Raw genomic sequence first — 21,880 nt, forward strand, 5'->3', positions numbered from 1 at the left:
ACGTTTAAATTCTTAAAAAGTAACGCTTCATCCTAATAATATATTACCTTAGCATGTTCTCAATGTACATTTAGTATTATGCTTTACGCATCGTAACATATAAAAAAAGCACTATTCATCTATCCGCTAGATAAATAGTGCTTTCGCTTTTTTAGGTCTAGTTTTGTGATTTAGTTGCTGCTGCTTTACTTAAGCCGCAAGCAGGAACATCAAGAGTTGCAAAATAGTCTGCTATTGTTTCAGCCCTGCGAATTAAATCCACTTTTCCGTTAGGTTTTAGCAGCAACTCAGCTGAGCGAAGTTTGCCGTTATAGTTAAAGCCCATTGCGAAACCATGTGCACCTGTGTCATGAATAACAACAGTATCACCAATGTCCATAACCGGAAGCTCACGATCAATAGCAAATTTATCGTTATTTTCGCACAAAGAGCCAGTGACATCATAGACATGGTCTAATGGAAGATCTTCTTTGCCAACTACAGTAATATGGTGATATGAACCATATAATGCAGGACGCATTAGGTTAGTCATACAAGCATCAAGTCCAACATAGTTTTTGTGAATTTGTTTTTTGTGAAGAACAGTTGCAACAAGATAACCATAAGGCCCGGTAATCATCCGTCCGCACTCCATCGCTATTCGTAATGGATGCAGACCGTTAGCGGTGATTTTTTCTTCATAGGCTTTCTTAATGCCTTGTCCGACATATTGTAGATCAACTGCTTGCTGCTCTGGCTTGTAAGGAATACCGATACCGCCGCCAAAATTAACAAATTCGATGGCGACGCCAACTTTTTGCTTAATTTCTACGATAAGATCAAACATCATATTTGCAGTTCCGATAAAACAGTCAGGGTTTAGTTCATTTGATATTACCATTGTATGAATACCAAAGTGTTTAACACCCTTCTCTTTCATAATACGGTATGCTTCAAAGATTTGCTCTTTAGTCAAACCATATTTCGCTTCTTCTGGATAGCCAATAATGGTATTACCATTTTTCATTAACGGACCAGGGTTGTAGCGGAAAGATATTGTTTCTGGAATACCTGTATGCTTTTCTAGATAATCGATATGACTTATATCGTCAAGATTGATAATAGCTCCCATTTTACGCGCGGCTTGGAACTCATCTGCTGGGGTATTATTAGAAGAAAACATTATGTTTTCACCAGTTATGCCAGCCATTTCAGCAAGCATAAGCTCAGGTAAGGAACTGCAGTCTGCGCCTATTCCTTCTTCTCGCAGAATTTTTAAAATTGTTGGATTTGGAGTAGCTTTGACGGCAAAGTACTCTTTAAACTGAGGCGCCCATGAAAAAGCTGCAATCAGTTGGCGGGCATTTTTACGTATTGCTTCTTCATCATAAATATGAAAAGGGGTAGGATACTGTTGGATAATTTCTTCTAATTGTGATTTTGTAAAAGGTAACTTTTTAGCCATTTGATTGCCTCCGGTAAATAAGATTTTTTATTTTACGAATATTAAAGCGGTTTGCGAACCGTCTCGCAAACCGCTAATAAAGAACATAATTATTCTAGCAGTGCAAGACAGCGCTCCATACACTTTCGCGTATGACAGTTCTGGATTTGTTCAACACAGAACCAGCATGGTTTTCAGCCAAAAAACCATTACTTCGGCGGCTAATCCTTCCTGTACCCATCATTGCTGGCAGCTCTAGGTACATACTCTTATTATGCCGCACCTCTATCTTAAGACCATATAATATTGGATTAAATTTTAAATCATTTGGCGTAGAATGTCAATGCCATAAATGCCAGTAATTTATAATCATTCTCAACTTGATGAAATAGTACTTTAGTTCATCCAATTATTAAAAGCTCCGCCCATATCTCAAATGCTCTCTTATTCGTTAAAAACGTATTCTTATACCATTATATTCTTAGCTTTAAAATCTTCCTCAGTATCACAAAAAGTTAATTTTCCATAACATCGTCGATTATCAATATACTGTGGTATACCCGCCTTACGCAAGTTATGACTAAATATTACATAATCATACCGACCGCTATTATCGATATAACTAGCATAATTAAGAACTTCTTTGCGCACCAAATAAGTACAGTGGATTACTTCAACCTCAATCAAGCCTTTTATTTTTTGCTGTAATATTTCAAAATATAAATTAGATGGTTTAAAGTAACCATTGCTGTCTGTAACAAAATGATAATTAGAATAATTGCTCAAGGGGTTATCACCGTTTCGAAGATAAGGTCCAATAACTGGCATTCCAGTTTTTAGAAGCACTTCAAGTGTATCTTCAGCTATAAAATTATCACAGTCTACAACAAAGTAATGAGTTCCCCTGGCTCTCGCCCATTCGATTGATTCCTGGCGTATCTTTATTAATACATTCAATTTTAACGCATTCCAGTCATGAGGATTATATTGCTGTACAGGTTCTGCCACATCGCTGGGGTCATAGTAAATTTCTGAATATCTATCCTTTACTTTTTCAATCCACTCTTCTAATACATTAGCTGAATTATCGCGGTTATTGTTTGTCCTTATATACAGCTTAATCTTAGAAGCAGGATATGTCTGATTTTCTATTTGCTTTAGATAAAAAGGTAAAACGTGTCCCTTATCTTTTGCCAGAATAGCAATTGTAACAAAATCATTTGATTCCATTTATAAAAAACACTCCTTATTTAAAGTTTAAGCTTTGACTTCATTCTTTAGAGCGGACAATATCAGCATCTACCATCATTTCTATTAATTCCTTAAGGGTTGTTCTCGCTTCCCAGCCAAGGATCTGTTTAACTTTTGCCGGGTTGCCAAGCAAGATATCAACCTCGGACGGACGATAGAATGCCGGATCAATAACAACGTAATCTTCATAATTAAGGCCTACATATTCGAATGCAATTTTACACATATCCCTGACGGTTGTTGTTCTTCCAGTCGCAACAACATAATCATCTGGTATATTCTGCTGAAGCATCAGCCACATGGCCTCAACATAATCTCCTGCAAACCCCCAATCACGTTTTGCATCAATATTACCTAGTCGCAATTCCTTCTGTTTTCCCAGCTTAATTTTAGCTACAGCGTCAGTTACTTTTCTTGTGACAAACTCAATACCTCGAATCGGTGACTCGTGATTAAAAAGAATTCCGCTGCAGGCAAACATATCAAAGCTTTCACGGTAGTTTACTGTCATCCAATGCCCAAATAACTTTGATACACCATAAGGACTTCGTGGATAAAAGGGTGTCGTCTCGGATTGAATTGGTTCTCTAACCCAACCAAACATTTCACTGCTTGATGCTTGGTAAAACTTTATAGCCTGGTCAGTTTGGCGAATTGCTTCTAATACATTTAGAACTCCAACTCCTGTTGTTTGGGCAGTTAATGTTGCCTGCTGCCAGGATGAGCCAACAAAGCTTTGTGCACCAAGATTATATACTTCACAAGGCTTCGCTGTATTTATCGCTCTAATTAAAGAAGCTATATCTGTAAGGTCACCATTAATAAGTTCTATCTCATTTTCAATCCCAAGATATTGTAATCGCCAAGTCGTTGGCGTTGCTCTGCGGGCAATAAGTCCATAGACCTTATAACCTTTACCTAAAAGAAGTTTAGCTAAGTATGCACCGTCTTGCCCGGTTATACCTGTAATTAATGCAGATTTCACCTAAACACCTCCAAGCGTTTATTACGCTCGCGCTTCGCATAATACGGCTGCTTTTATATAGTTAGTTCATGTAGGCTCAGCGAATACTTGCTCAACTACTAACCGTACGTAATATTGTATGCAAAAGCTCTGAATGTGTGTGCGAAGCCAATAGAAGAGTGCTAGTAGGCGGGGCTTTACAATACATATGAAAGAAGCTTCTATGGCGATCCCAGCCATAGAAGCTTCTTTTTAAAAATAGTTTTTTATTATGCTTAGGCTAAGTAAAAAATTAACTTAAATGTTGTTCCTTTAGGACCAGTAACTAAGTCAATTTTTGCGTTATGCCGCTCTGCAATTCTGTAGCAAACTGGTAATCCCAGCCCTGTTCCATTTTCCTTTGTTGTAACAAACGGAGTTCCTAGCTTTCTTACAACCTCTGGGGGAATCCCTGAACCATTATCTCGAATTGATAGCAGGATACTACCTTCACTATAGCTGGTGTGTATCATTACTTCACCGGACTCACTCATGGCTTCGAAAGCATTGCGTACCAAATTTAGCAAAATTTGTCTTATTTCATTTTCATTAAACTCGGTGTCCGGTATATAATTAATGTCAGTATAAATTTCATGACCTAATCGAAGTGCATCGGCTTTTAAAAGTGGTAGTAACGAACGTATTACGTTCATCAGGTTACCGCGTTTCATTTCCACAGCTTTATCTTTTGCAAGAGAGAGAAATTCGGTGATTATTGAATTTGCTCTATCGAGTTCTTCTATCATTGTATTAATTTGCTCATGATACTCGTAAAACTGCTCCCTCCTCTGAAATATTTGCAGATATCCACGCACAGTAGTCATTGGATTACGTACTTCATGGCCGATTCCAGCAGCAATTTCTCCGACTACGTTCAGACAGTCGTACCTTGCCATTTCCTTTTCCAATCTTGTCTTGTCGGTAATATCAGTTGCTACAACCAATACAAATTGAGTGTTATCAATTAAAATAGTATCGGTAGATACCATAATTTCGCGCGATTCACCGGAGACAGTTTGACAGTTCAATATATCGTTGTGAAGTTTTTCTCCAACGAGCGAATCTTGTCTAATGCCCCAATTAACTTTTTCATTATTATCCTCAAAAAACGATTGACGAATTATTTCCTGGCGTGAGATACCAACTAACTTAGCATAACATTCATTCACATCCACCACTTTACCATCAGGCGTTGTGATCATCATCATACTAGGATTCATGTGAAAAGCTTTATGAAAGCGATCTTCTGAGATTTGAAGTTTCTTGTATGGGAATATGATAAATGCAGCAACAACTGCTTTAAGAAAGAAAAAATAATAGGATATCTTAAGAATATGACCGAGTACATTATAAAAATCTGTAATAGTTGTAAAAATGGTAAAACATAATTCAGCTGGAATAGTAATAATAGTTGCCAATATCAAATATTCTTTTGTAATTATGTCTTCATGAAAGTGCCCTTTTTGGACTCTAAAAAGAAATAAAATAAACATGCTTATAATTATATACTCAATCGCTACTTTTAAAGGCTTTACACCTTCCGGTGTTATCAGTACTGGAAATATACCCGGCGTATAATAGAAATCAAAAGCGACAGTGGACGAAGCAATTATCGTTAAAGCTAACCCCAGCCATCTATGTATTGACAGTTTAACAATCGAAGTAGTACTGAGAATTAGAAACAATGCTTCAGCAAATCTGCCAGCTAACCAATATTTCGCGGACAAATCATAGTAGCTTCCTGGAAATAACCCTAACCCCTGCCAGAAGAAAGTGTGAAGAATATCAAAAATGGCCACGGCTAAGAAACCAAATCCTAATATAAGATTGGTTTTCCTGATTTCACTAACGCACCAAACAACAAAAAAGGAAGATACTGAAATAATAATACAAGAAATTTCTAAAACTGTGTGAATTACAGCATATGATTTTTGCCAATATGGAGCTAATAAAAAAGAGGCAGCTACTGCCATAATTACTGCCAAAGCAAATTTAATAAATATTCTTCTGACATCTCCGAGTATATTGCTAAAGGCTATCATAGTCACCTCGATAGCTCATACAATCTAAGAATGCATATATGCACAGGCAGTCACTTTGTATACTGGTGAAGTTAAACTTCATACTTTTCTACTTTACGATCGTTTCTGTATATATTTTCTCGTATTTTTGCTCAATCCCCTTCCTCAACGAAAACTATCATCTTGAATTAATAGTTTTACTTAATGAAGGATTGACAGAACCTTCTACAACAAGCTATCGTTTTAATAGAACATTTATATGTTGGAGGGAATTGAAGTGAAAGTATTGGCGTTTGTTGGCAGTCCTAGAGGTAACGGAAATACAGCTCGTATGGTAGATGCTGTATGCAAAGGAGCAGCGGCAGTTGGGCACGATATCGAGACTATTAATGTCACACGTCTTAACATACATGATTGTACTGCCTGCTGTGCCTGCAAAGTCGGTAAAGTTGAATATTGCGCACTAAATGATGATATGCAAAAGCTATATCCAAAAATCATAGAAGCAGATTGTATTGTTGTAGGAACACCGGTATATATGGGGCAAATGTCTGGTCAGTTAAAAAACTTTTTCGACCGGTGGTATACTTTCATGGATGCCAGCTATAAGATCCGGTATATTCCAGGTAAAAAATATATTACAGTTACTGCAAGCGGCGCACCGGCGGAAATTTTTCAATCATTAACAGATTATCTGAATCATTGGCTGGGAACTTTTTTCAAAATGGCTTTAATTAAAAATATAGTAGCTGGAGGCTTAGGCCCCCCTGATGCTATAGATGATCAGCCTGAAATTCTGGCAATGGCTGAGCAGACTGGTCGCGCACTTAGATAGATAATGCCCAATAGTTCAAATTAGCTGAACTATTGGGCATTTAATATAGTGAAATACCTTTATCCACTGCTAACTTATACATTTTATCTCTTAAAAATTCGATACTTTTTAACACCTTTGCATTCACAACCATCACCCCTTTATTTTTATTGTAAGGGATAATTATCTATTGCAAGTGTCTTTTATTAGGACTAAATTCCTGCACTAATTAAGGCAAAAACTCCAAATAAAACAATTATCACGCCAGAGATCTTGTTAATCCAATTCAGCCTATTTTGATCAAATTTTTCTCGAAGCATGTTCACGGCTGCACTCAATACCAGCCACCACAATATTGATCCGATGAAAACACCAATAACCATGAATGCTGCATTAGTATAATCACCACCTGTTGTACCTACACCTAATCCGGCAAAGACTGCAGCAAAAGACATTATTGTCATGGGATTGGTTAATGTCAGGAAAAATGTAGAAGTATATGCGCCCAGACCATCAACTCTACCAGGTAACTTAGCAGATTCCTCTGCAGGCGTAGATTGAAAGGTTTTATAACCTAAGTAAATAAGAAAAAGCCCTCCAAGTAATCTTATTATTAATTGATTACTTATTATCAGTGAAGATACCGCAGTTATCCCAAAAGCAGCTATGAAACCATAGACAGCGTCAGCTGACGCCGCCCCTAACCCGGAAAGGAAACCATTCATTACTCCATTGGTAAGAGTACGGTGAATGCAAAGCAGACCAATAGGTCCTACAGGGGCAGCTATCGAAAAACCTAGAATTATTCCTTTTATAAAGAAATATAGTGCCATAACACCATTCCCGTCCCTACAATATATGTAGATTACACTTATAGTTAGATTATTAATTTCTATGTAACATTAGCAATATTAGAATTTTTTCTCAAGCAGAACCTTGTACTCCTTTGACCGATAGGTATTGTCCCGCTTAATTTTAATATAATCCTCGTCATTCGAATTATCTATCATTACACCCTCCCCGGGCCGAATAAGTACATTAGGTGCTAATGTGATATCTCGATTTTTGTGTTTGATTGACATCGATTGCTTCTCAAGATCATCTTGCTGACTAGTAGTGGCTTTAACACGCTCAGGTGATAGCCTAATTTCACTATTTTCTGGTTCACTTGCTGCATCACTTTTTTTATCCGCATCCTTACCCTTCAAATCTACAGCATCTTTACTATTATTAGGTAATGGCGAAGGTACTTTGTTTTCAGGAGAGTTTCCGTTTTTAACTAAATAAATCCCAATTAACAAAAACAATAACAGAAAAAATATTACTATTAATCTTGATTTCATTTTAATATTCCTTTCTAACTTAAATTCCAGGAATGTATATTCGGAACAGATCATACTCTATTGTCTTTATATTTTTTCCAAAAGACAAATTCCCTCTAAAACGCTAATCTTTTTTAGGATAAAAACAGATAGTAGGCATACAACAACATAAATCCCCGTACAATTTTATAAACTTCTTATTTAAGAAATTAGGGGGCTTTTATGTGTATAAAACTAACCTACTTTATCAATCGACAGTGCTAAGCACCCTGACACGTATGGATACGCCCAATGGTCATAAAACTCATAAAAGCTACCCCATCGAAATAATCATGCTGAGCTTAACATCGCTTGAATATATAAGTAAATTCCCAATTCCAGTTGGAACTAAACTGCAAATAAATATCGCTGCCCAAGATCATGAACTCTGCTTAAAATCGATTGTGTCAAACAGCTTGTACAATCTAGACGGAAGATATAAAGTATATTGCGCCAATGATTTTCTACTTTGGAGCGCTAAGGATAAACTAACAAGCATAGAAAAAAGCTTAAAATATTCACTTTCCAAATACCTTAATTAATGAAAAAACTAATTAATATAATAACAAAGGCGCAAGTCACTTAATGTGGTTTGCGCCTTTGTTATTATATTAATTAAACCTTAACTCCTCATTACCTAGTTAGCTTCTAATCTAACAGGACAACCCTTCTCCATAAATAGAATTTGGTCGCCAAGCGCCTTGGCCTCCTCTATATCGTGAGTAACCAATATAAAGGGAATACTCCATATCTCATGCATTCGCTTTAACTCTGTTTGCAATTCAAGTCTAGTTGCGCGATCCAACGAAGACATCGGCTCATCCAATAATAGAATGCTTGGCTCAGCCATAAGCGCACGAGCCAAAGCTACTCGCTGTTTTTCTCCACCCGAAAGCTGATCAATAAACCGGCTTGCGAGGTGTTCTATTCTCAGCAAGTCCATTAATCTTTCATATAGTTCATTAGCCTTAGAATTTTTTTGTTTTACACCGTACCATATATTCTTTTTTACATTCATGTGAGGAAACAGTGCAAATTCTTGAAACATATATCCAACATTTCTTAGCATAGGGGGAACAAAAGTATTTGCCTCCGATGAGTAAAGCACCTTACCATCATGAATTATTACCCCTTCATCTGGTTCCAAAAGCCCAGCAATGCAACGTAACGTAGTTGTCTTTCCGCACCCTGAATCTCCGAATAGCACTAATATATTGCTTTCAACCGAAAACTGCATGTTTAAAGTAAAATCTGCCAGCTCCTTTTTAATGTCTACTTGCAACATTTAGAGCCCCCCCTGGATAACATATTCGTGCGTGATTTTGTCCATAAATTAAGCCAAAAGATCAACGAAAAAGTAATCACACTGATAATAAGAACATAAATGCCGGCAAGCGTTAAATCATTTGACTCTGCTGCGAAATAAATTGCAAGAGGAATAGTCTGTGTCTTTCCTGGTATATTTCCAGCCACCATTATAGTTGCACCAAATTCACCAAGTGCTCTGGCAAAAGAAAGAATCAAACCAGAGACCAAACCATGCCAAGCAAGAGGCAGCGTAATAGTTAAAAACACTCGCCATTCACTAGCACCAAGCGTACGAGCGGCATCTTCTAAATTACAGTCAATTGACTGAAATGCGGCTTTGGTACTCTGATACATTAAGGGGAATGAAACCACTGTACCTGCCAAAACAGCCGCAAAAGGCGTGAAAATAATTTGTATTTGTAATTGGTCGGATAAGAATCGGCCAATTGGACCTTGTTTACCAATTAACAATAACAGCAAAAACCCTGTTACAACTGGTGGAAGTACTAACGGAAGTGTGAACATAGCTTCAAGAGCCGTTTTGCCAGTAAATTCGTAATTTCGCATGACATGCGCAGCAGCTATGCCAAGCACACAGACAAAACAAAGTGAAATAAAGGCTACTTTTAGCGAAAGAATAATTGGCTGCCACTCTATCATGCGATCACTCCTTCCTCTTATGGACGCAAAATCATTTACTCATAGAGAAACCATATTTCTCAAAAATGGCCTTGCTTTCTGGTTCGAATAAATAATCAAGAAACTCTTCTGCTTCCTTAACGTGCTTGGTCGATGATACCAAAGCAATAGGATAAACAATTGGCTGATGGCTTCCCTCAGGTGCCTCAGCAACTACTTTGACTTTCTCACTCGCAAAAGCATCTGTCTTATAAACAATACCTGCTTCAACATTGCCTGTCTCAGTGTACGTTAGAACAGTTCGAACATCTTTGGCAAAAACAACTTTATCCTTTACTTCGAACCATATATTGAGTTTGTCTAAAACTTCTTTGGCATATTGACCGGCAGGCACTGTCCCAATCTCTCCTAAAGCAATTCTCTTAATATCTTGCTGGGTAACGTCTTCATATCTTTTAATATTTATCTTTAATTCTTTTGGTGTAACTACTACTAACTTGTTTTCTACAAGATTTTTTCTAGTTGCTGGGTTAATTAGATTTTTACCTTGCAACTCATCCATTTGTTTTGGAGCGGCTGAAATAAATATATCAGCGGGGGCACCCTGTTCGATCTGTTTCTGCAGCGCCCCGGAAGCTCCCAGGTTAAAGAGAAGTTTTATATTAGGATTCTTAGCCTGGTAACTTTTCTGTATCTCAGCCAATGCGTCTTTCATACTGACAGCCGCCGATACATACAACTCAACCTGTTGAGGGGCCGCCGGAGTACCATTGCCACTGCAGCCGCTAAGTATCACTGCAATAAATAGAAGCACCCCAATTGACGTTAAGATACTTCTCATAGAGACTCCCCCTATTTAATCATTAAATTATTATTAAATATAATAGCCACTCACCTGCAGCGACTTAATCATTTGGAATAACAAAAAAGTCAGCCTTGCCGTAATTACACATAACTACGTTAGCTGACACACCTTTGTATCAAGTTCGCTTGGCACAAAACAACTTAACTTATTAAGACTATTATGGTGTTATTATATAATTTGTTATACTATTAATGCAAGAAGTTTTACATATTACCTTATACCTAAACAACTAATCATAAGGAGCTGCTGCTATGAAACTAAGAACTGTTTTGCTAACTATTACGGCTATTTTCCTGTGTATACTGATTTCACCTTTAAAAACTGAGGCAGCTGTAACTGCCGCCCCCATTAATCATATAATGGCCAATTTTATTAGTGAAGAAGCCGGGTTCTACTCAGCAGATGAAATCTTTCCAATGTTTGAAATTCCTCATGAAAACACAATATTTGCTTTTGATACCCTTGATCAATTTGTTTTCCAACCTGGGGAATATGAATTAAAATGGCAGATTGTTTTTCAAGGTCAAGTAATTGATGGAGCAGGTCCTGTAAAAGTAACTGCAAACCAGACCGGCTATGTTTTTACTCAGCTGTTTCAGTGGAGAACAGATGCAATTAAAAGCGAGGGCTTATATGACATCCGGATTTTATCCAATAATCAAACCATTGCCAACTATCGCTTTCCGGTTTTTGATACAAGACACAACTAATAGCAAGCTGAAGTAACTTCCCATTTATTATAACTAAATGGGGAGTTATAACTTTATAATTGCTTTTTAAAGGGTGATACTGTGGATATTTTGATTGTAATAATACTTTTCATTATAAGCTTGCTCTTTTGCATATATAGCAAAATTTCAATATTGTATCCTCTTCTTCTGGGGCTGTCAGGCTTTATTGTTGTATCAATGAGCCGAGGTTATAATCTAAAAGATTTATTAAAAATGATGCTTAAGGGCTCAAGCAAGTCCTTGATAGTTATTAAGATTTTTATTTTGATAGGCATAATAACAGCCGTTTGGCGGGCATGCGGAACTATTGCCATAATAGTTTACTATGGAACAGCGCTACTTAGTGCAAAGTATTTTATACTATCAGCTTTTATATTGTGCTGCATAGTTTCATTCCTGCTAGGCACTTCTTTTGGGACAGTAGGAACTATTGGAGTTGTACTCATCGTAATGGCAAAGAGTGGAAATGTTGATATAAATGCAGTGGCTGGTGCAATTATTGCTGGAGCATATTTTGGTGACAGGTGCTCACCCATGTCCTCAAGTGCTAATCTTGTTGCGGCTTTGACAAATACAAACTTTTACATCAATTTCAAGAACATGGCTAAGACTTCTATCCTACCTTTTATAATTTCAGTAGCAGCCTATATATATGTATCTTACTTAAATCCTTTAACTTTTTATACTAATGATATAGGTAACGAGATCTTAAATATATTTAATATCAACTTTATCTTATTTGCACCCGCTATCATCATACTAGTCCTAGCGGCCTTTAAGGTTGATGTTAAACTATCGATGAGCATAAGTATTCTTTCGGGAATCATACTAGGCCTATTTGTACAAAACATAACCTTGGTCCAAATGCTTGAGTATATTATTGCTGGTTATAATATCGAAACGAATAGTTTCTTTGCGGAAATCATCAAGGGTGGAGGCTTATATTCCATGCTGAATGTTTCATGTATCGTTTTGATTTCGTCTTCCTTTTCAGGCATTTTTGAAGGTACGGGTTTGTTAGCAGAAATTGAAAAATTTATTGAAAGACTTAGTAAAAAATTTAGGATTTATCCTACTTTAATACTAACAAGTATTGCAACAGCAGCTTTTAGCTGTAACCAAACACTAGCAGTAATATTAACGCATCAATTACAACGTCGAATATACGAAAAAAATTGCCTTAGCAACTATAAACTAGCCCTTGACATGGAGAACACGGTAATCTTAATATCCGCCTTAATCCCTTGGAATATAGCTGGAGCTGTTCCAGCAGCAGCATTATCTGCGGATTCGGGTTTCATAATATATGCATTTTACCTTTTTCTTGTCCCTCTAACAAATTTATTTATGCAGCAAATACCAGTTTCCTCAGAAACGAAAATCAAAACAAGTCTTATTAATTAAAAAAGTAAGTACTCTCCCGTGAAACCACGAAGAGATTACTTACTTTTTGTTTTATAGATTCATTCTAATCTCATACTAATATCTGCGGCCTTAACTGAGTGAGTCAGAGCGCCGCTTGAAATAATATCTACCCCTGTTGCTGCAAGATCAGCAACTCTTTCCTCAGTTACATTACCGGATACTTCGACCAAAGTCCGACCCGCGATAATTTTTACAGACTCTTCAATCATTTCAAGTGCCATATTGTCTAACATTATAATATCAGTTCCTGCTTCAAGAGCCTCTTTTATTTGAGTTAAATTTTCGACTTCTACTTCAATTTTAATAAAAGGCGAAATTTTAGTGCGGGCTTTTGCTACCGCTTCAATTATACCGCCAGCAGCTTTGATATGGTTGTCTTTTATCATCACCATCGAGTTCAAACCATATCGATGATTTTTCCCACCCCCAACAGTAACAGCATATTTTTCTAACATACGCAAACCTGGTGTTGTTTTGCGAGTGTCCACAATTACTGCCTTATGGGCTGCGCAGGCCTCAACATATTGGCTTGTTGTTGAGGCTATTCCTGATAAACGCTGCAAAAAGTTTAGTGCTACCCTCTCTCCTGTCAAAAGAGAGCGAGTTGGTCCGGTTAATTTAGCAAACTTTTCTCCCTCGCTAATTCTAGCACCATCAGCATACAGTGGGACAACCTGCACTCTTTCATCTAGCAGCGAAAAGACACGCGTGAAAACATCCATTCCTGCTAATACCATATTTTGTTTAGCAAGCAGATATCCTTTGGAATGATGATCTTCTGTAAATATAGCTTCACTTGTAATATCACCGTTGCCTATATCTTCTACTAGGGCCCGTTTTAATACTTTGTCCAAAGCTAGCTTATTCATCAAAAACAGCCTCCTTTCCCCATTGGTGTAAAATGTGCTTGTATAAAAAATGTTCATCTTTATTCGGAAAGTCTAAACGGTAGTGACCCCCACGGCTTTCTTCCCTCAATAAAGTTGCTGTAAGCATTAATTCGGCTAGCTGAAAAGCATTACTCATATGATAGGTGTGAATATCCGCCTTAGTATCTTGGCTAGTATTTTTTCCCTTAATCCACCTTAATGTCTCTTTAAGCTCGCTTCCTGAGCGAATCACCCCAGCTGTTGAATCCAATTTTAATCGAAGTTTGTCAACATCAGAGTCACAATAGGCCCCTGAGACACCACTTGCAAAATTCGCATTTTTATTCTTTGCCTTAAATCCGACATTGATATGTGCTGCAACTCTGCGACCGAATACAATTCCCTCAAGCAGCGAATTGCTGGCAAGACGATTAGCTCCATGAACCCCGGTGGCGGCAGCCTCGCCACATGAGTATAAAGATGTTACATTAGATTTTCCCCAAAGATCTGTATTGATTCCGCCTATCGTATAATGAGCTGCTGGAGCAATAGGGATTATATCTTTTTCCATAAAAAAATTATTTTGAGCAAGTTCTGTGTAAACTTGCGGGAATCTGTCAGCCAAATATTCTCTACCAAGATGTCTTGCATCCAAATATATTTGGCTTCCTCCCTGCTTCGCTGATTCGCGCAAAATTGCTCTTGATACTTCGTCACGAGGAGCAAGTTCTGCACTAGCATGATAGTCTTGCATAAATCTTTCTCCAGCCGAGTTTAGTAATACCGCCCCTTCCCCCCGTAACGCCTCTGTTAACAAAAAGATATTACCACCTGTGGTAGAAAATGCTGTCGGATGAAATTGAACAAACTCCATATCGCTGATAACAGCTCCTGCGCGATATGCGGCAGCGATACCATCACCGCTTACCGAATCAGAGTTGGTAGAATGGGAAAACAAGCCGCTGTAACCACCTGTAGCAATAATGACGACTCCCGCTTGCAGATAAAGAAGTCTGCCTTCGTAAATAACTGCGCAACCACAGCAGTCATTTTCCACAGTTAAAATGTCTACGAGAAAACACCGATCATAAATATCAATATTATTACTTTTTTTAACTTCATCTGTTAATAATTCTGCAATATATTTACCAGTATAGTCATAGTAATGAACTACTCTATTACGCGAATGTCCCGCCTCCCTGGTCAATACTAAGCCCTTCTCATCATGGCAGAAATCCGCACCAAGTCCCTGTAGAAATTCTAACGCTAAAGGCCCTTCTCTAACTAATACATCAACTGCATCCTTACGGCATAGGCCTTGTCCCACCCTCAGAGTATCACTAATATGCTCTTCACAACTATCATCATGCCCCACAGCCACTGCCATACCGCCTTGAGCCTTATAAGTACTGCTTTTTGAAGGCTTTTCTTTGCTTATGAGTGCTACTTTAAGCTTACTGTCTAAAGATAAAGCCGCAGTCATGCCTGCTATACCAGCACCAACTACCACAACATCGTACTGTTTACTTATAGCATCAAGTCTATTGGGACATGCAACTAGATATCCGCGTGCTGTCATTGCGCTAACTCCAGCATTCGAGTAAGACTGCGTCTCGCCCCAGCTGCCAAATCCACGTCAACCTGGATTTCATATTGATTTTTTGCTAAAGCCTCATAAACACTTTGCAATCTTGTTTTCTTCATATTTGGACAGACTAATCCAGGATGCAGCAGGAAAAACTGTTTATCAGGCTGGGACGCCCTCAAATTGCATAGCACACCAACCTCTGTACCTATTATAAATACTTTTGCATCAGATTTTTCAGCATAGCGAATGATCTCTGAGGTACTTCCGACAAAATCGGCCTGTTCAACTACCGAAGGCGAACATTCCGGATGTATCAAAACCTTAGCACCGGGATACTTATCTTTAGCTTTGAGTACGTCTTCCGGCTTTACTTTAGCATGGGTAACACAGCAACCTGCCCATAAAATCAATTCCTTATCCGGAAGCTGTTTAGCCACATAATCTCCCAAATGACCGTCAGGAACAAAAATCACTTTGCGTCCTGGTAAAGAAGATATCACCTTAACAGCATTAGAAGACGTACAGCATACATCGCTCTCAGCCTTAACTTCTGTTGAAGAATTTATATAGCATACCACAGGTACACCAGGATGCTGGTTCTTTATATTACGAACGTCTTCATCAGTTATCATATCGGCCAATGGACAGCCTGCATCTATTTCAGGTAATAAAACAATCTTCTCGGGAGATAATATCTTCGCAGTTTCAGCCATAAAACGGACACCGCTAAAAACAATAACCTCACAGTCTATTTCTGCGGCAACTTTACTAAGATAGAATGAATCTCCAACATAATCTGCAACCTCTTGAACCTCGTCAAGCTGATAGTTGTGGGCAAGAATAATTGCATTACGCTCTTTTTTAAGCCGCATTATTTCTGCTTTCAAATCAGTCATGTCTTTGCTCCTCCCAAATGATTTACATCTATTATTTCTAAAAGTTACTTTTTATTTTAGTCCTGTAAAGCCAAGCTGTCAATACACCTGTAAAGACATTAACTGCTCGATCCATACATTAATAAGCCGACACTTTTTGAAGATCACGATTATTTTGAGAAAATATTTGAATTTATGGAAATAGTATGTATATTTTTCTAATATCTTCCATATAATTCAAACGTATCTTCACCTTATGTTTTTTAATATAAGGACAAGTTACGAGAGTGTTGTGTGTGGTGAAAAAAAGTTTTAGGGAGGACTTAAATGAAAAAGTTTGTAATGTTTATTCTATTTTCCTTTGTTCTATCCAGTGTAGCTTTAGCCAGCCCATTAACTGATTATTCAAAAGGAGCAGCAGCTTTAGATCTAAGTTATAGGGTTAGCCCTGACTTTGACGTAAATGCTAAGGTTAATGATTTTAATGTAACAGATGCTGCTAAGGATTTTGGCATACCGACTAATTTCGATGGTGACAGCAATCTTGAATGGGGATTAACTTATGGTATTGGGAACAATTGGGCATTACAATACCGCCAAGCAACCCCTAAAGGAAAACTTACACTTATCGATTATAGCTGGGATGATTACGCAGTTGAAAAGCCAGCTGCTTCCAAAGCAGTTATTAATGATTTACCTTTTTATTCGGCTAACCTAACCGTAGTAAATAAAACTAGAACAGAAGAATTTAATGTATTACATAAACTAGATAAAAACTTTTCCCTGTTTACTGGCTTAGTAAGAGCCACTCCTAGCATTCAGGTAAATGCAGGTGTAGAAGTTTATCCGGGGCAAGCTATAGGTGGCGATATTAGTTTCAATGGCCATGACAAAAACATTTGGCAAATCGGTATCGTTGCAGTCAAATCTTTAAATAATGATTTAACTGCTTTTGGCACCGCTTCATACGGAAACGATTATCGAAATTTTGAGGCCGGCCTTGGTTATAAAATCACCAAAAATATTGAGTTTAACGTAAACTATCGTGATATGAAGATTGAAGATATGAAATTAGCTAGCTTATATTTTACAGATAGCTCTGAAGTTCAGCCACTCTCTGCCTCTAGTGATACTACACGTTATGACTTGACTACTGATACTAGAATCAAGGGTTGGGGTTTCGGGGTAACATATAATTTCTAAATTTCAAAACCAATAAACACTCTCGGAAGCGCTCTATGGAGCGCTCTTTTTTTCGAGTATCATAGTGTCTATGCTGCTGACATAGTCTTGAAATTTTTAATGGAAGGAATATACATTTATTCTATTTCTCAAACTATCTGGTGCAACGTAGAGCCTTATTATTACTGTAACCATCTGGCTTTTTATTAAATAATGTAAACTAAGGCCAAAGACAAATAAAAACAGCCATCGGATATCACAATAATCCCGATGGCTGCTTCTAAACTTAATTATTGGCTTTTCGTTGATGTTACATCAACTGTTGGCTTGAGATTTGTTATATATCGAATGTATGTTATAACAATAACTGCCGTTATTGCTAAGCCTCCAGGGTAGGAAATTTTTGTCGGCAACCCAAAACCCTCTGGGGCTTGTAGTATATAGGTCATACTTACAGCAGTCATAAAAGCTGCAGGTATAGAAGCAATCCAGTGCAATTTCTTCTCTTGATAGAGGAAAGAAGCAGCCGCCCACAGCATAATCATAGCAGTTGTCTGGTTAGCCCATGAGAAATATCGCCAGATAAAGTTAAAATCAATAGTACTTATCAGAAAGCCCACAACAAACAATGGTACGGAAATTTTGAGTCGACTCACCATCTGAGCTTGATCCATATTTAGATAATCTGCAATCAATAGTCGAGCACCGCGGAAAGCCGTATCACCGGAAGTAATTGGCAATACAACAACCCCCAGAATTGCTAGTGTTCCGCCAACAGCTCCTAACATTGAAATTGAAACGTTTCTAACTACGCCTGCTGGCCCTCCCATAGTCGCAAGAGCTTTTTGCAATCCCGCCGAGCCATCGAAAAAGCTCATGGCAGCAGCAGCCCAAACCATAGCAATTGCAGCTTCGGCAATCATCATACCGTAAAATACCCGCCTGCCTTGACGTTCGTTAGCTACACAACGTGCCATCATTGGTGATTGAGTTGCGTGGAAACCAGAAATTGCCCCACAAGCGATAGTAATAAATACTAGTGGCCAGATTGGCAATCCTTTGGGATGCATGTTTGCAAATGTTAATTCTGGAATAGCATGATTTCCGAATATTAGACCGCCGCCAATCCCCACTGCCATAATTAATAAGATCGCACCAAATATGGGATAAAAGCGGCCAATAATTTTATCAATCGGTAACAAAGTAGCCAGGATATAATAAACGAAAATAATAGCGCTCCAAACGCCTACTGTCATCCAAGCAGGTGTCAGAGCGGCCAACAAACCGGCTGGACCAGCTACAAATACAACTCCAACGAGAACTAATAGCAATAACGCGAAGCCGTTAACAAACTTGCCCATAAAACTGCCTAAGTACTTTTCGACGATTTTCGGCAAACTAGCGCCATTATTACGGATGGATAACATACCCGAGAAGTAGTCATGTACTGCCCCTGCAAAAATTGCCCCTATTACAATCCAGACAAACGCGACTGGACCCCATAGTGCCCCGAGTATTGGTCCAAAAATGGGTCCAAGGCCGGCAATATTCAGCAATTGAATAAGCATAGCTTTTTTCTCCGGTATTTGGACATAGTCAACCCCATCTGCACGAGTTGTACAAGGCGTAGACCGGTTTTCATCAATACCGAATACTTTTTCGACAAAACGACCATAGATCACATAGCCTAAAATAAGTGCCAGCAAGCTAAGAATAAATGTAATCATGGATTTGCCACCTTTCTTATTTTATTTCCTAATAAAATTGTAATCCATCGAATGGCACCATAATCCAATTTTTGTCTAAAATGTCGTTTTCCATTTATAAATCGTCGTTTTTAATATTTAAATTGTGCTTATAATGACAAGACATCATATAGGGCCTTTACTTGACTCCTGCTCACTGGAATTACGGATTTGACCTCATCCTTCATAACCAGTTGATAAGCACCGTTAAACCAGGGGGTGATGGCCTCCACATAATTTAAATTGACTAAAAAACCACGGTGAGGCCGAAAGAATTGAAAATTTCTCAGCTTTTCTTCCAGTTCATGTAACGAATAGCTGCAGCGATATTTACCCCGGACTTTGCAGATCCAAACATCACGGTCCTCACGGAATATATAGACAATCTGTTCGGGATCTACAAAAAAAGTCTGGTTATCTTCCGTGACAGCAATACGTTTGCAATTTCCGCTTGAGTGCTTTTGCAGGGTCTTTATAGCATCCGACAAGACATCCATTGGCAAGCGCGCCTTTTCTAAATGCTTTCTCAACCTTTCGACAGTACCGTCAACTCGTTCCGGCGAAAACGGCTTCAAAAGATAATCAACCGCTTCAAGGGAAAACGCCTCAATTGCATGACAATCATAGGCTGTAGCAAAAACCAAATGTGGCGGTTTTTTGTGATTCATTATTTCTTTAGCCACAGTCAAGCCATCGACTTTTGGCATTTGAATGTCTAAAAAAACAACATCTGGCTCTAACCGGTTGATTTGATCCAAAACTTCACTACCATTAACAGCTTCGTCTACTATTACTATGTCATTATGACGTTCAAGCAAATAAATTAGTTCATCTCTAGCAAGCTCTTCATCATCAGCAACAATTACTCTCATCAGTACATTCATACCTCCATCTATTGGTTAATGCTGCTCAGGGTAATTTTCTGGGAAAGACTAGAGTTATCACCGTACCCTCTTGATTTTTAGACTTAACACTCACAGATGTGCTACTACCATATATACCTGTCATTCTTCTAATGACCGAGTATATTCCAAACCCATTTCCTTGCCCGGTGCTGGGATAAATATCCGAAAGGTTCATATTTGCAAAATAAGTATTTTCCATACCCACCCCATCATCGGTGACAGATATCGTTACATAACTTTCACTGGCAACTACTCTAATATCAATTTCACCTGGTCGGTTTAGCGGAGTAATACCGTGCTTTATGGCGTTTTCCACAAGCGGAAGTAGAATTAATGGAGGCATCAATGTGTTTAATGCACTTTCTTCAATATCGTAGTTTACCGAAAGCTTATCTCTAAATCTTACTGTCTCTATTGCTAAATAATCGCGGATATGATCCAGTTCATCCCCCAACGTCCTCCACCGCTGTTGTCCTGCATAAATATTTCTCCTGAGAAACTGTCCAAGCTGAATAGCAATTTGCCTAGCTAAAGGTGGTTCCTTGCGAATAAGTGCAACTATAGTGTTCAGTGCATTAAATAAGAAATGAGGATTAACCTGAGCTTGCAGCGCTTTTATTTCAGCTTCAATCAACAACCTTTGCTGCTCCTCTATGCGAGCCAATTCTAATTGTGTTGAAAACAAATTAGCTAACCCTGTCATCAATTCGATTTGGCTTGGAGTTATTTCTGCAGGAGTCTCAAAATATAGCTTGAGCGTACCAATTAGCTCATCACGCTGCCGCAGCGGCAGTACAATTGCGGCTCGCAGAGGACAGTCCTGATGTGAACAGCCAATGATTTTTTTATCTTCGGCTACATAAGGTTTTCCTTCTCTTATCACACTATGTGTTACATCTGTTTTTAAAGGAGTCCCGGCAATATGATGGTCCGCGCCTTTTCCGACAAATGCCAGGATCATTTTAGTGTCCGTAAGAGCTACTGCCGTTACCCTTGTCATCCGTTGTATGATGAGAGCTGTATTACGAGCGGAGTCTTCTGTTAGACCATGGCGAAAATGGGGCAGTGTCTGATGAGCTATTTCTAGTGCATTATGAGCAAAGTTTGCGACGGCTTCCTGTTCGCGCTGGGTAACGCTTCGCAAAATGGCAAAGAATACGGCTAAACCTATTGAGTTAGCTAAGATCATTGGTATTCCGATAATTTTAACAAGCAGCAGAGCCATATTATAAGGTTTAGCTACGGCTAAAATAATTAACATCTGGCTGATTTCGGCCATTATTCCAATTATAAACACCTGCCATACTGACAATTGCCTGCATTTAAACCAATAATGCGCAATTAACCCCGCAAGCAGACCTTCCCATATTGTCGCTAAAGCGCACGCCAAATCGGTAAAGCCACCAAGAGCATACCGATGCAGTCCGGCCAATAAACCAGAAGCTAACCCCATAGATGGGCCGCCTAATATCCCGGCAATAGCAACACCAAGCATTCGTGCATTAATAATTGCTTCGGTAGAACTCATCCCAACTACACTGCTTGCCGTTTGATTAGTACCGCCCGTATTTACAACAATGCCTGTATATGTTCCAATAATACCAATTAACCCAAAGAGTACTACGAATAGCAGCCGAGCTTTAAATTCAGACTTGTTAACTAAAAGTTCCCGAAACCATGTCCAGCGCGTTAATAAGAATGCGAGAGTTGCAATAACACTTACCCGTTCAATTAACAACCCAATATATGCTACTGTAGCGTCCATAATACTCACTCCTGGTTAAAGTTTACAGTCCATTTTTTACATTCGCCTGAAGCAACTTATTATCCTTGTAAAAAAGCTCTAAAAGTAAAACCATGAAATCACCTGCGTAT

Annotated in this window: 20 protein-coding genes and 1 riboswitch; of the genes, 5 read left to right on the forward strand and 15 right to left on the reverse strand. The window is 38.4% G+C overall.

From position 1 onward, the window contains the following. Positions 1–157: 157 nt before the first annotated feature. From lysA to V6C17_RS04265, 4 genes are all read right to left on the reverse strand, one after another. Positions 158–1,444 (reverse strand): diaminopimelate decarboxylase, encoded by a 1,287-nt coding sequence (gene lysA, locus V6C17_RS04250; protein WP_333521301.1) that lies wholly within the window; start codon positions 1,442–1,444, stop codon positions 158–160. 100 nt (positions 1,445–1,544) lie between these two features. Continuing rightward, positions 1,545–1,719: riboswitch (Lysine riboswitch) on the reverse strand. 169 nt (positions 1,720–1,888) lie between these two features. Beyond that, positions 1,889–2,653 (reverse strand): hypothetical protein, encoded by a 765-nt coding sequence (locus V6C17_RS04255; protein ID WP_333521302.1) that lies wholly within the window; start codon positions 2,651–2,653, stop codon positions 1,889–1,891. Between the two features lie 40 nt (positions 2,654–2,693). Then, complete coding sequence (gmd, locus tag V6C17_RS04260) at positions 2,694–3,659, reverse strand: GDP-mannose 4,6-dehydratase (RefSeq protein WP_333521303.1); 966 nt, start codon at positions 3,657–3,659, stop codon at positions 2,694–2,696. 254 nt (positions 3,660–3,913) lie between these two features. Further along, positions 3,914–5,719: an MASE3 domain-containing protein gene (locus V6C17_RS04265; protein WP_333521958.1), complete on the reverse strand. Its 1,806-nt coding sequence runs from the start codon at positions 5,717–5,719 to the stop codon at positions 3,914–3,916. Between the two features lie 256 nt (positions 5,720–5,975). Here V6C17_RS04265 and V6C17_RS04270 point away from each other — a divergent pair, with 256 nt between their 5' ends. After that, positions 5,976–6,533, forward strand: a complete 558-nt coding sequence (locus tag V6C17_RS04270) for a flavodoxin family protein (RefSeq protein ID WP_333521304.1) — start codon at positions 5,976–5,978, stop codon at positions 6,531–6,533. A gap of 191 nt (positions 6,534–6,724) precedes the next feature. Here V6C17_RS04270 and V6C17_RS04275 read toward each other — a convergent pair whose 3' ends face one another. Then, complete coding sequence (locus V6C17_RS04275) at positions 6,725–7,345, reverse strand: LysE family translocator (RefSeq protein WP_333521305.1); 621 nt, start codon at positions 7,343–7,345, stop codon at positions 6,725–6,727. A 78-nt stretch (positions 7,346–7,423) separates the two neighbouring features. Then, the gene (locus V6C17_RS04280) at positions 7,424–7,855 is read right to left on the reverse strand and encodes a hypothetical protein (RefSeq protein ID WP_333521306.1); all 432 of its coding nucleotides are present in this window, start codon (positions 7,853–7,855) and stop codon (positions 7,424–7,426) included. 203 nt (positions 7,856–8,058) lie between these two features. Between V6C17_RS04280 and V6C17_RS04285 the strand changes: the two genes are divergently transcribed. Beyond that, complete coding sequence (locus V6C17_RS04285; protein WP_333521307.1) at positions 8,059–8,415, forward strand: hypothetical protein; 357 nt, start codon at positions 8,059–8,061, stop codon at positions 8,413–8,415. A 95-nt stretch (positions 8,416–8,510) separates the two neighbouring features. Here the strand turns inward: V6C17_RS04285 and V6C17_RS04290 are convergent, their stop codons facing one another. From V6C17_RS04290 to modA, 3 genes are read right to left on the reverse strand one after another with little or no spacing between them, the layout of a single operon-like run. Then, positions 8,511–9,158: an ATP-binding cassette domain-containing protein gene (locus V6C17_RS04290; RefSeq protein WP_333521308.1), complete on the reverse strand. Its 648-nt coding sequence runs from the start codon at positions 9,156–9,158 to the stop codon at positions 8,511–8,513. Continuing rightward, complete coding sequence (gene modB / locus V6C17_RS04295; RefSeq protein WP_333521309.1) at positions 9,146–9,841, reverse strand: molybdate ABC transporter permease subunit; 696 nt, start codon at positions 9,839–9,841, stop codon at positions 9,146–9,148. Before modB ends, V6C17_RS04290 begins: the two co-directional genes overlap by 13 nt. 31 nt (positions 9,842–9,872) lie before the next feature. After that, positions 9,873–10,661, reverse strand: coding sequence for a molybdate ABC transporter substrate-binding protein (gene modA, locus V6C17_RS04300; protein WP_333521310.1), 789 nt, complete (start codon positions 10,659–10,661; stop codon positions 9,873–9,875). 275 nt (positions 10,662–10,936) lie between these two features. On the opposite strand from modA, the gene V6C17_RS04305 reads away from it, so the two are divergent. Beyond that, entirely contained in the window at positions 10,937–11,395 is a 459-nt protein-coding gene (locus tag V6C17_RS04305; protein ID WP_333521311.1) for a hypothetical protein, read from the forward strand. An 81-nt stretch (positions 11,396–11,476) separates the two neighbouring features. After that, positions 11,477–12,820, forward strand: a complete 1,344-nt coding sequence (locus tag V6C17_RS04310) for a Na+/H+ antiporter NhaC family protein (RefSeq protein ID WP_333521312.1) — start codon at positions 11,477–11,479, stop codon at positions 12,818–12,820. A gap of 59 nt (positions 12,821–12,879) precedes the next feature. On the opposite strand, the gene nadC is transcribed toward V6C17_RS04310, so the two are convergent. Genes nadC through nadA form a run of 3 tightly spaced genes read right to left on the reverse strand, consistent with a single transcriptional unit; the run spans position 12,880 to position 16,194 of the window. Beyond that, positions 12,880–13,710, reverse strand: a complete 831-nt coding sequence (gene nadC / locus V6C17_RS04315) for a carboxylating nicotinate-nucleotide diphosphorylase (protein ID WP_333521313.1) — start codon at positions 13,708–13,710, stop codon at positions 12,880–12,882. Further along, entirely contained in the window at positions 13,703–15,289 is a 1,587-nt protein-coding gene (nadB, locus tag V6C17_RS04320) for an L-aspartate oxidase (protein ID WP_333521314.1), read from the reverse strand. Before nadB ends, nadC begins: the two co-directional genes overlap by 8 nt. Continuing rightward, positions 15,286–16,194, reverse strand: coding sequence for a quinolinate synthase NadA (nadA, locus tag V6C17_RS04325; RefSeq protein ID WP_333521315.1), 909 nt, complete (start codon positions 16,192–16,194; stop codon positions 15,286–15,288). The genes nadB and nadA overlap by 4 nt, the downstream gene beginning before the upstream one ends. Positions 16,195–16,500: 306 nt before the next feature. On the opposite strand from nadA, the gene V6C17_RS04330 reads away from it, so the two are divergent. After that, positions 16,501–17,376, forward strand: a complete 876-nt coding sequence (locus tag V6C17_RS04330) for a hypothetical protein (RefSeq protein WP_333521316.1) — start codon at positions 16,501–16,503, stop codon at positions 17,374–17,376. 269 nt (positions 17,377–17,645) lie between these two features. Here the strand turns inward: V6C17_RS04330 and V6C17_RS04335 are convergent, their stop codons facing one another. The 3 genes from V6C17_RS04335 to V6C17_RS04345 all read right to left on the reverse strand — a co-directional run bounded on the left by V6C17_RS04335 (position 17,646) and on the right by V6C17_RS04345 (position 21,770). Next, a complete protein-coding gene (locus V6C17_RS04335; protein ID WP_333521317.1) occupies positions 17,646–19,082 on the reverse strand; it encodes a carbon starvation CstA family protein in 1,437 nt (478 codons plus the stop codon). A 128-nt stretch (positions 19,083–19,210) separates the two neighbouring features. Next, the gene (locus V6C17_RS04340) at positions 19,211–19,984 is read right to left on the reverse strand and encodes a LytR/AlgR family response regulator transcription factor (RefSeq protein ID WP_333521318.1); all 774 of its coding nucleotides are present in this window, start codon (positions 19,982–19,984) and stop codon (positions 19,211–19,213) included. Positions 19,985–20,009: 25 nt separating this feature from the next. Next, a complete protein-coding gene (locus tag V6C17_RS04345; RefSeq protein ID WP_333521319.1) occupies positions 20,010–21,770 on the reverse strand; it encodes a LytS/YhcK type 5TM receptor domain-containing protein in 1,761 nt (586 codons plus the stop codon). Positions 21,771–21,880: the final 110 nt, after the last annotated feature.

The organism is Dendrosporobacter sp. 1207_IL3150 (assembly GCF_036763085.1).
Taxonomy (GTDB): Bacteria; Bacillota; Negativicutes; order DSM-1736; family Dendrosporobacteraceae; genus JBAIYU01.

Bases quoted from the DNA above. Each gene is read 5' to 3' on its own strand.
- V6C17_RS04305 (WP_333521311.1), top strand. From the start codon at position 10,937: ATGAAACTAAGAACTGTTTTGCTAACTATTACGGCTATTTTCCTGTGT.
- V6C17_RS04345 (WP_333521319.1), bottom strand. From the start codon at position 21,770: ATGGACGCTACAGTAGCATATATTGGGTTGTTAATTGAACGGGTAAGT.
- V6C17_RS04290 (WP_333521308.1), bottom strand. From the start codon at position 9,158: ATGTTGCAAGTAGACATTAAAAAGGAGCTGGCAGATTTTACTTTAAAC.
- nadA (WP_333521315.1), bottom strand. From the start codon at position 16,194: ATGACTGATTTGAAAGCAGAAATAATGCGGCTTAAAAAAGAGCGTAAT.
- V6C17_RS04265 (WP_333521958.1), bottom strand. From the start codon at position 5,719: ATGATAGCCTTTAGCAATATACTCGGAGATGTCAGAAGAATATTTATT.
- V6C17_RS04275 (WP_333521305.1), bottom strand. From the start codon at position 7,345: ATGGCACTATATTTCTTTATAAAAGGAATAATTCTAGGTTTTTCGATA.
- nadC (WP_333521313.1), bottom strand. From the start codon at position 13,710: ATGAATAAGCTAGCTTTGGACAAAGTATTAAAACGGGCCCTAGTAGAA.
- V6C17_RS04280 (WP_333521306.1), bottom strand. From the start codon at position 7,855: ATGAAATCAAGATTAATAGTAATATTTTTTCTGTTATTGTTTTTGTTA.
- nadB (WP_333521314.1), bottom strand. From the start codon at position 15,289: ATGACAGCACGCGGATATCTAGTTGCATGTCCCAATAGACTTGATGCT.
- modA (WP_333521310.1), bottom strand. From the start codon at position 10,661: ATGAGAAGTATCTTAACGTCAATTGGGGTGCTTCTATTTATTGCAGTG.
- V6C17_RS04340 (WP_333521318.1), bottom strand. From the start codon at position 19,984: ATGAATGTACTGATGAGAGTAATTGTTGCTGATGATGAAGAGCTTGCT.
- V6C17_RS04330 (WP_333521316.1), top strand. From the start codon at position 16,501: ATGAAAAAGTTTGTAATGTTTATTCTATTTTCCTTTGTTCTATCCAGT.
- V6C17_RS04255 (WP_333521302.1), bottom strand. From the start codon at position 2,653: ATGGAATCAAATGATTTTGTTACAATTGCTATTCTGGCAAAAGATAAG.
- V6C17_RS04335 (WP_333521317.1), bottom strand. From the start codon at position 19,082: ATGATTACATTTATTCTTAGCTTGCTGGCACTTATTTTAGGCTATGTG.
- lysA (WP_333521301.1), bottom strand. From the start codon at position 1,444: ATGGCTAAAAAGTTACCTTTTACAAAATCACAATTAGAAGAAATTATC.
- modB (WP_333521309.1), bottom strand. From the start codon at position 9,841: ATGATAGAGTGGCAGCCAATTATTCTTTCGCTAAAAGTAGCCTTTATT.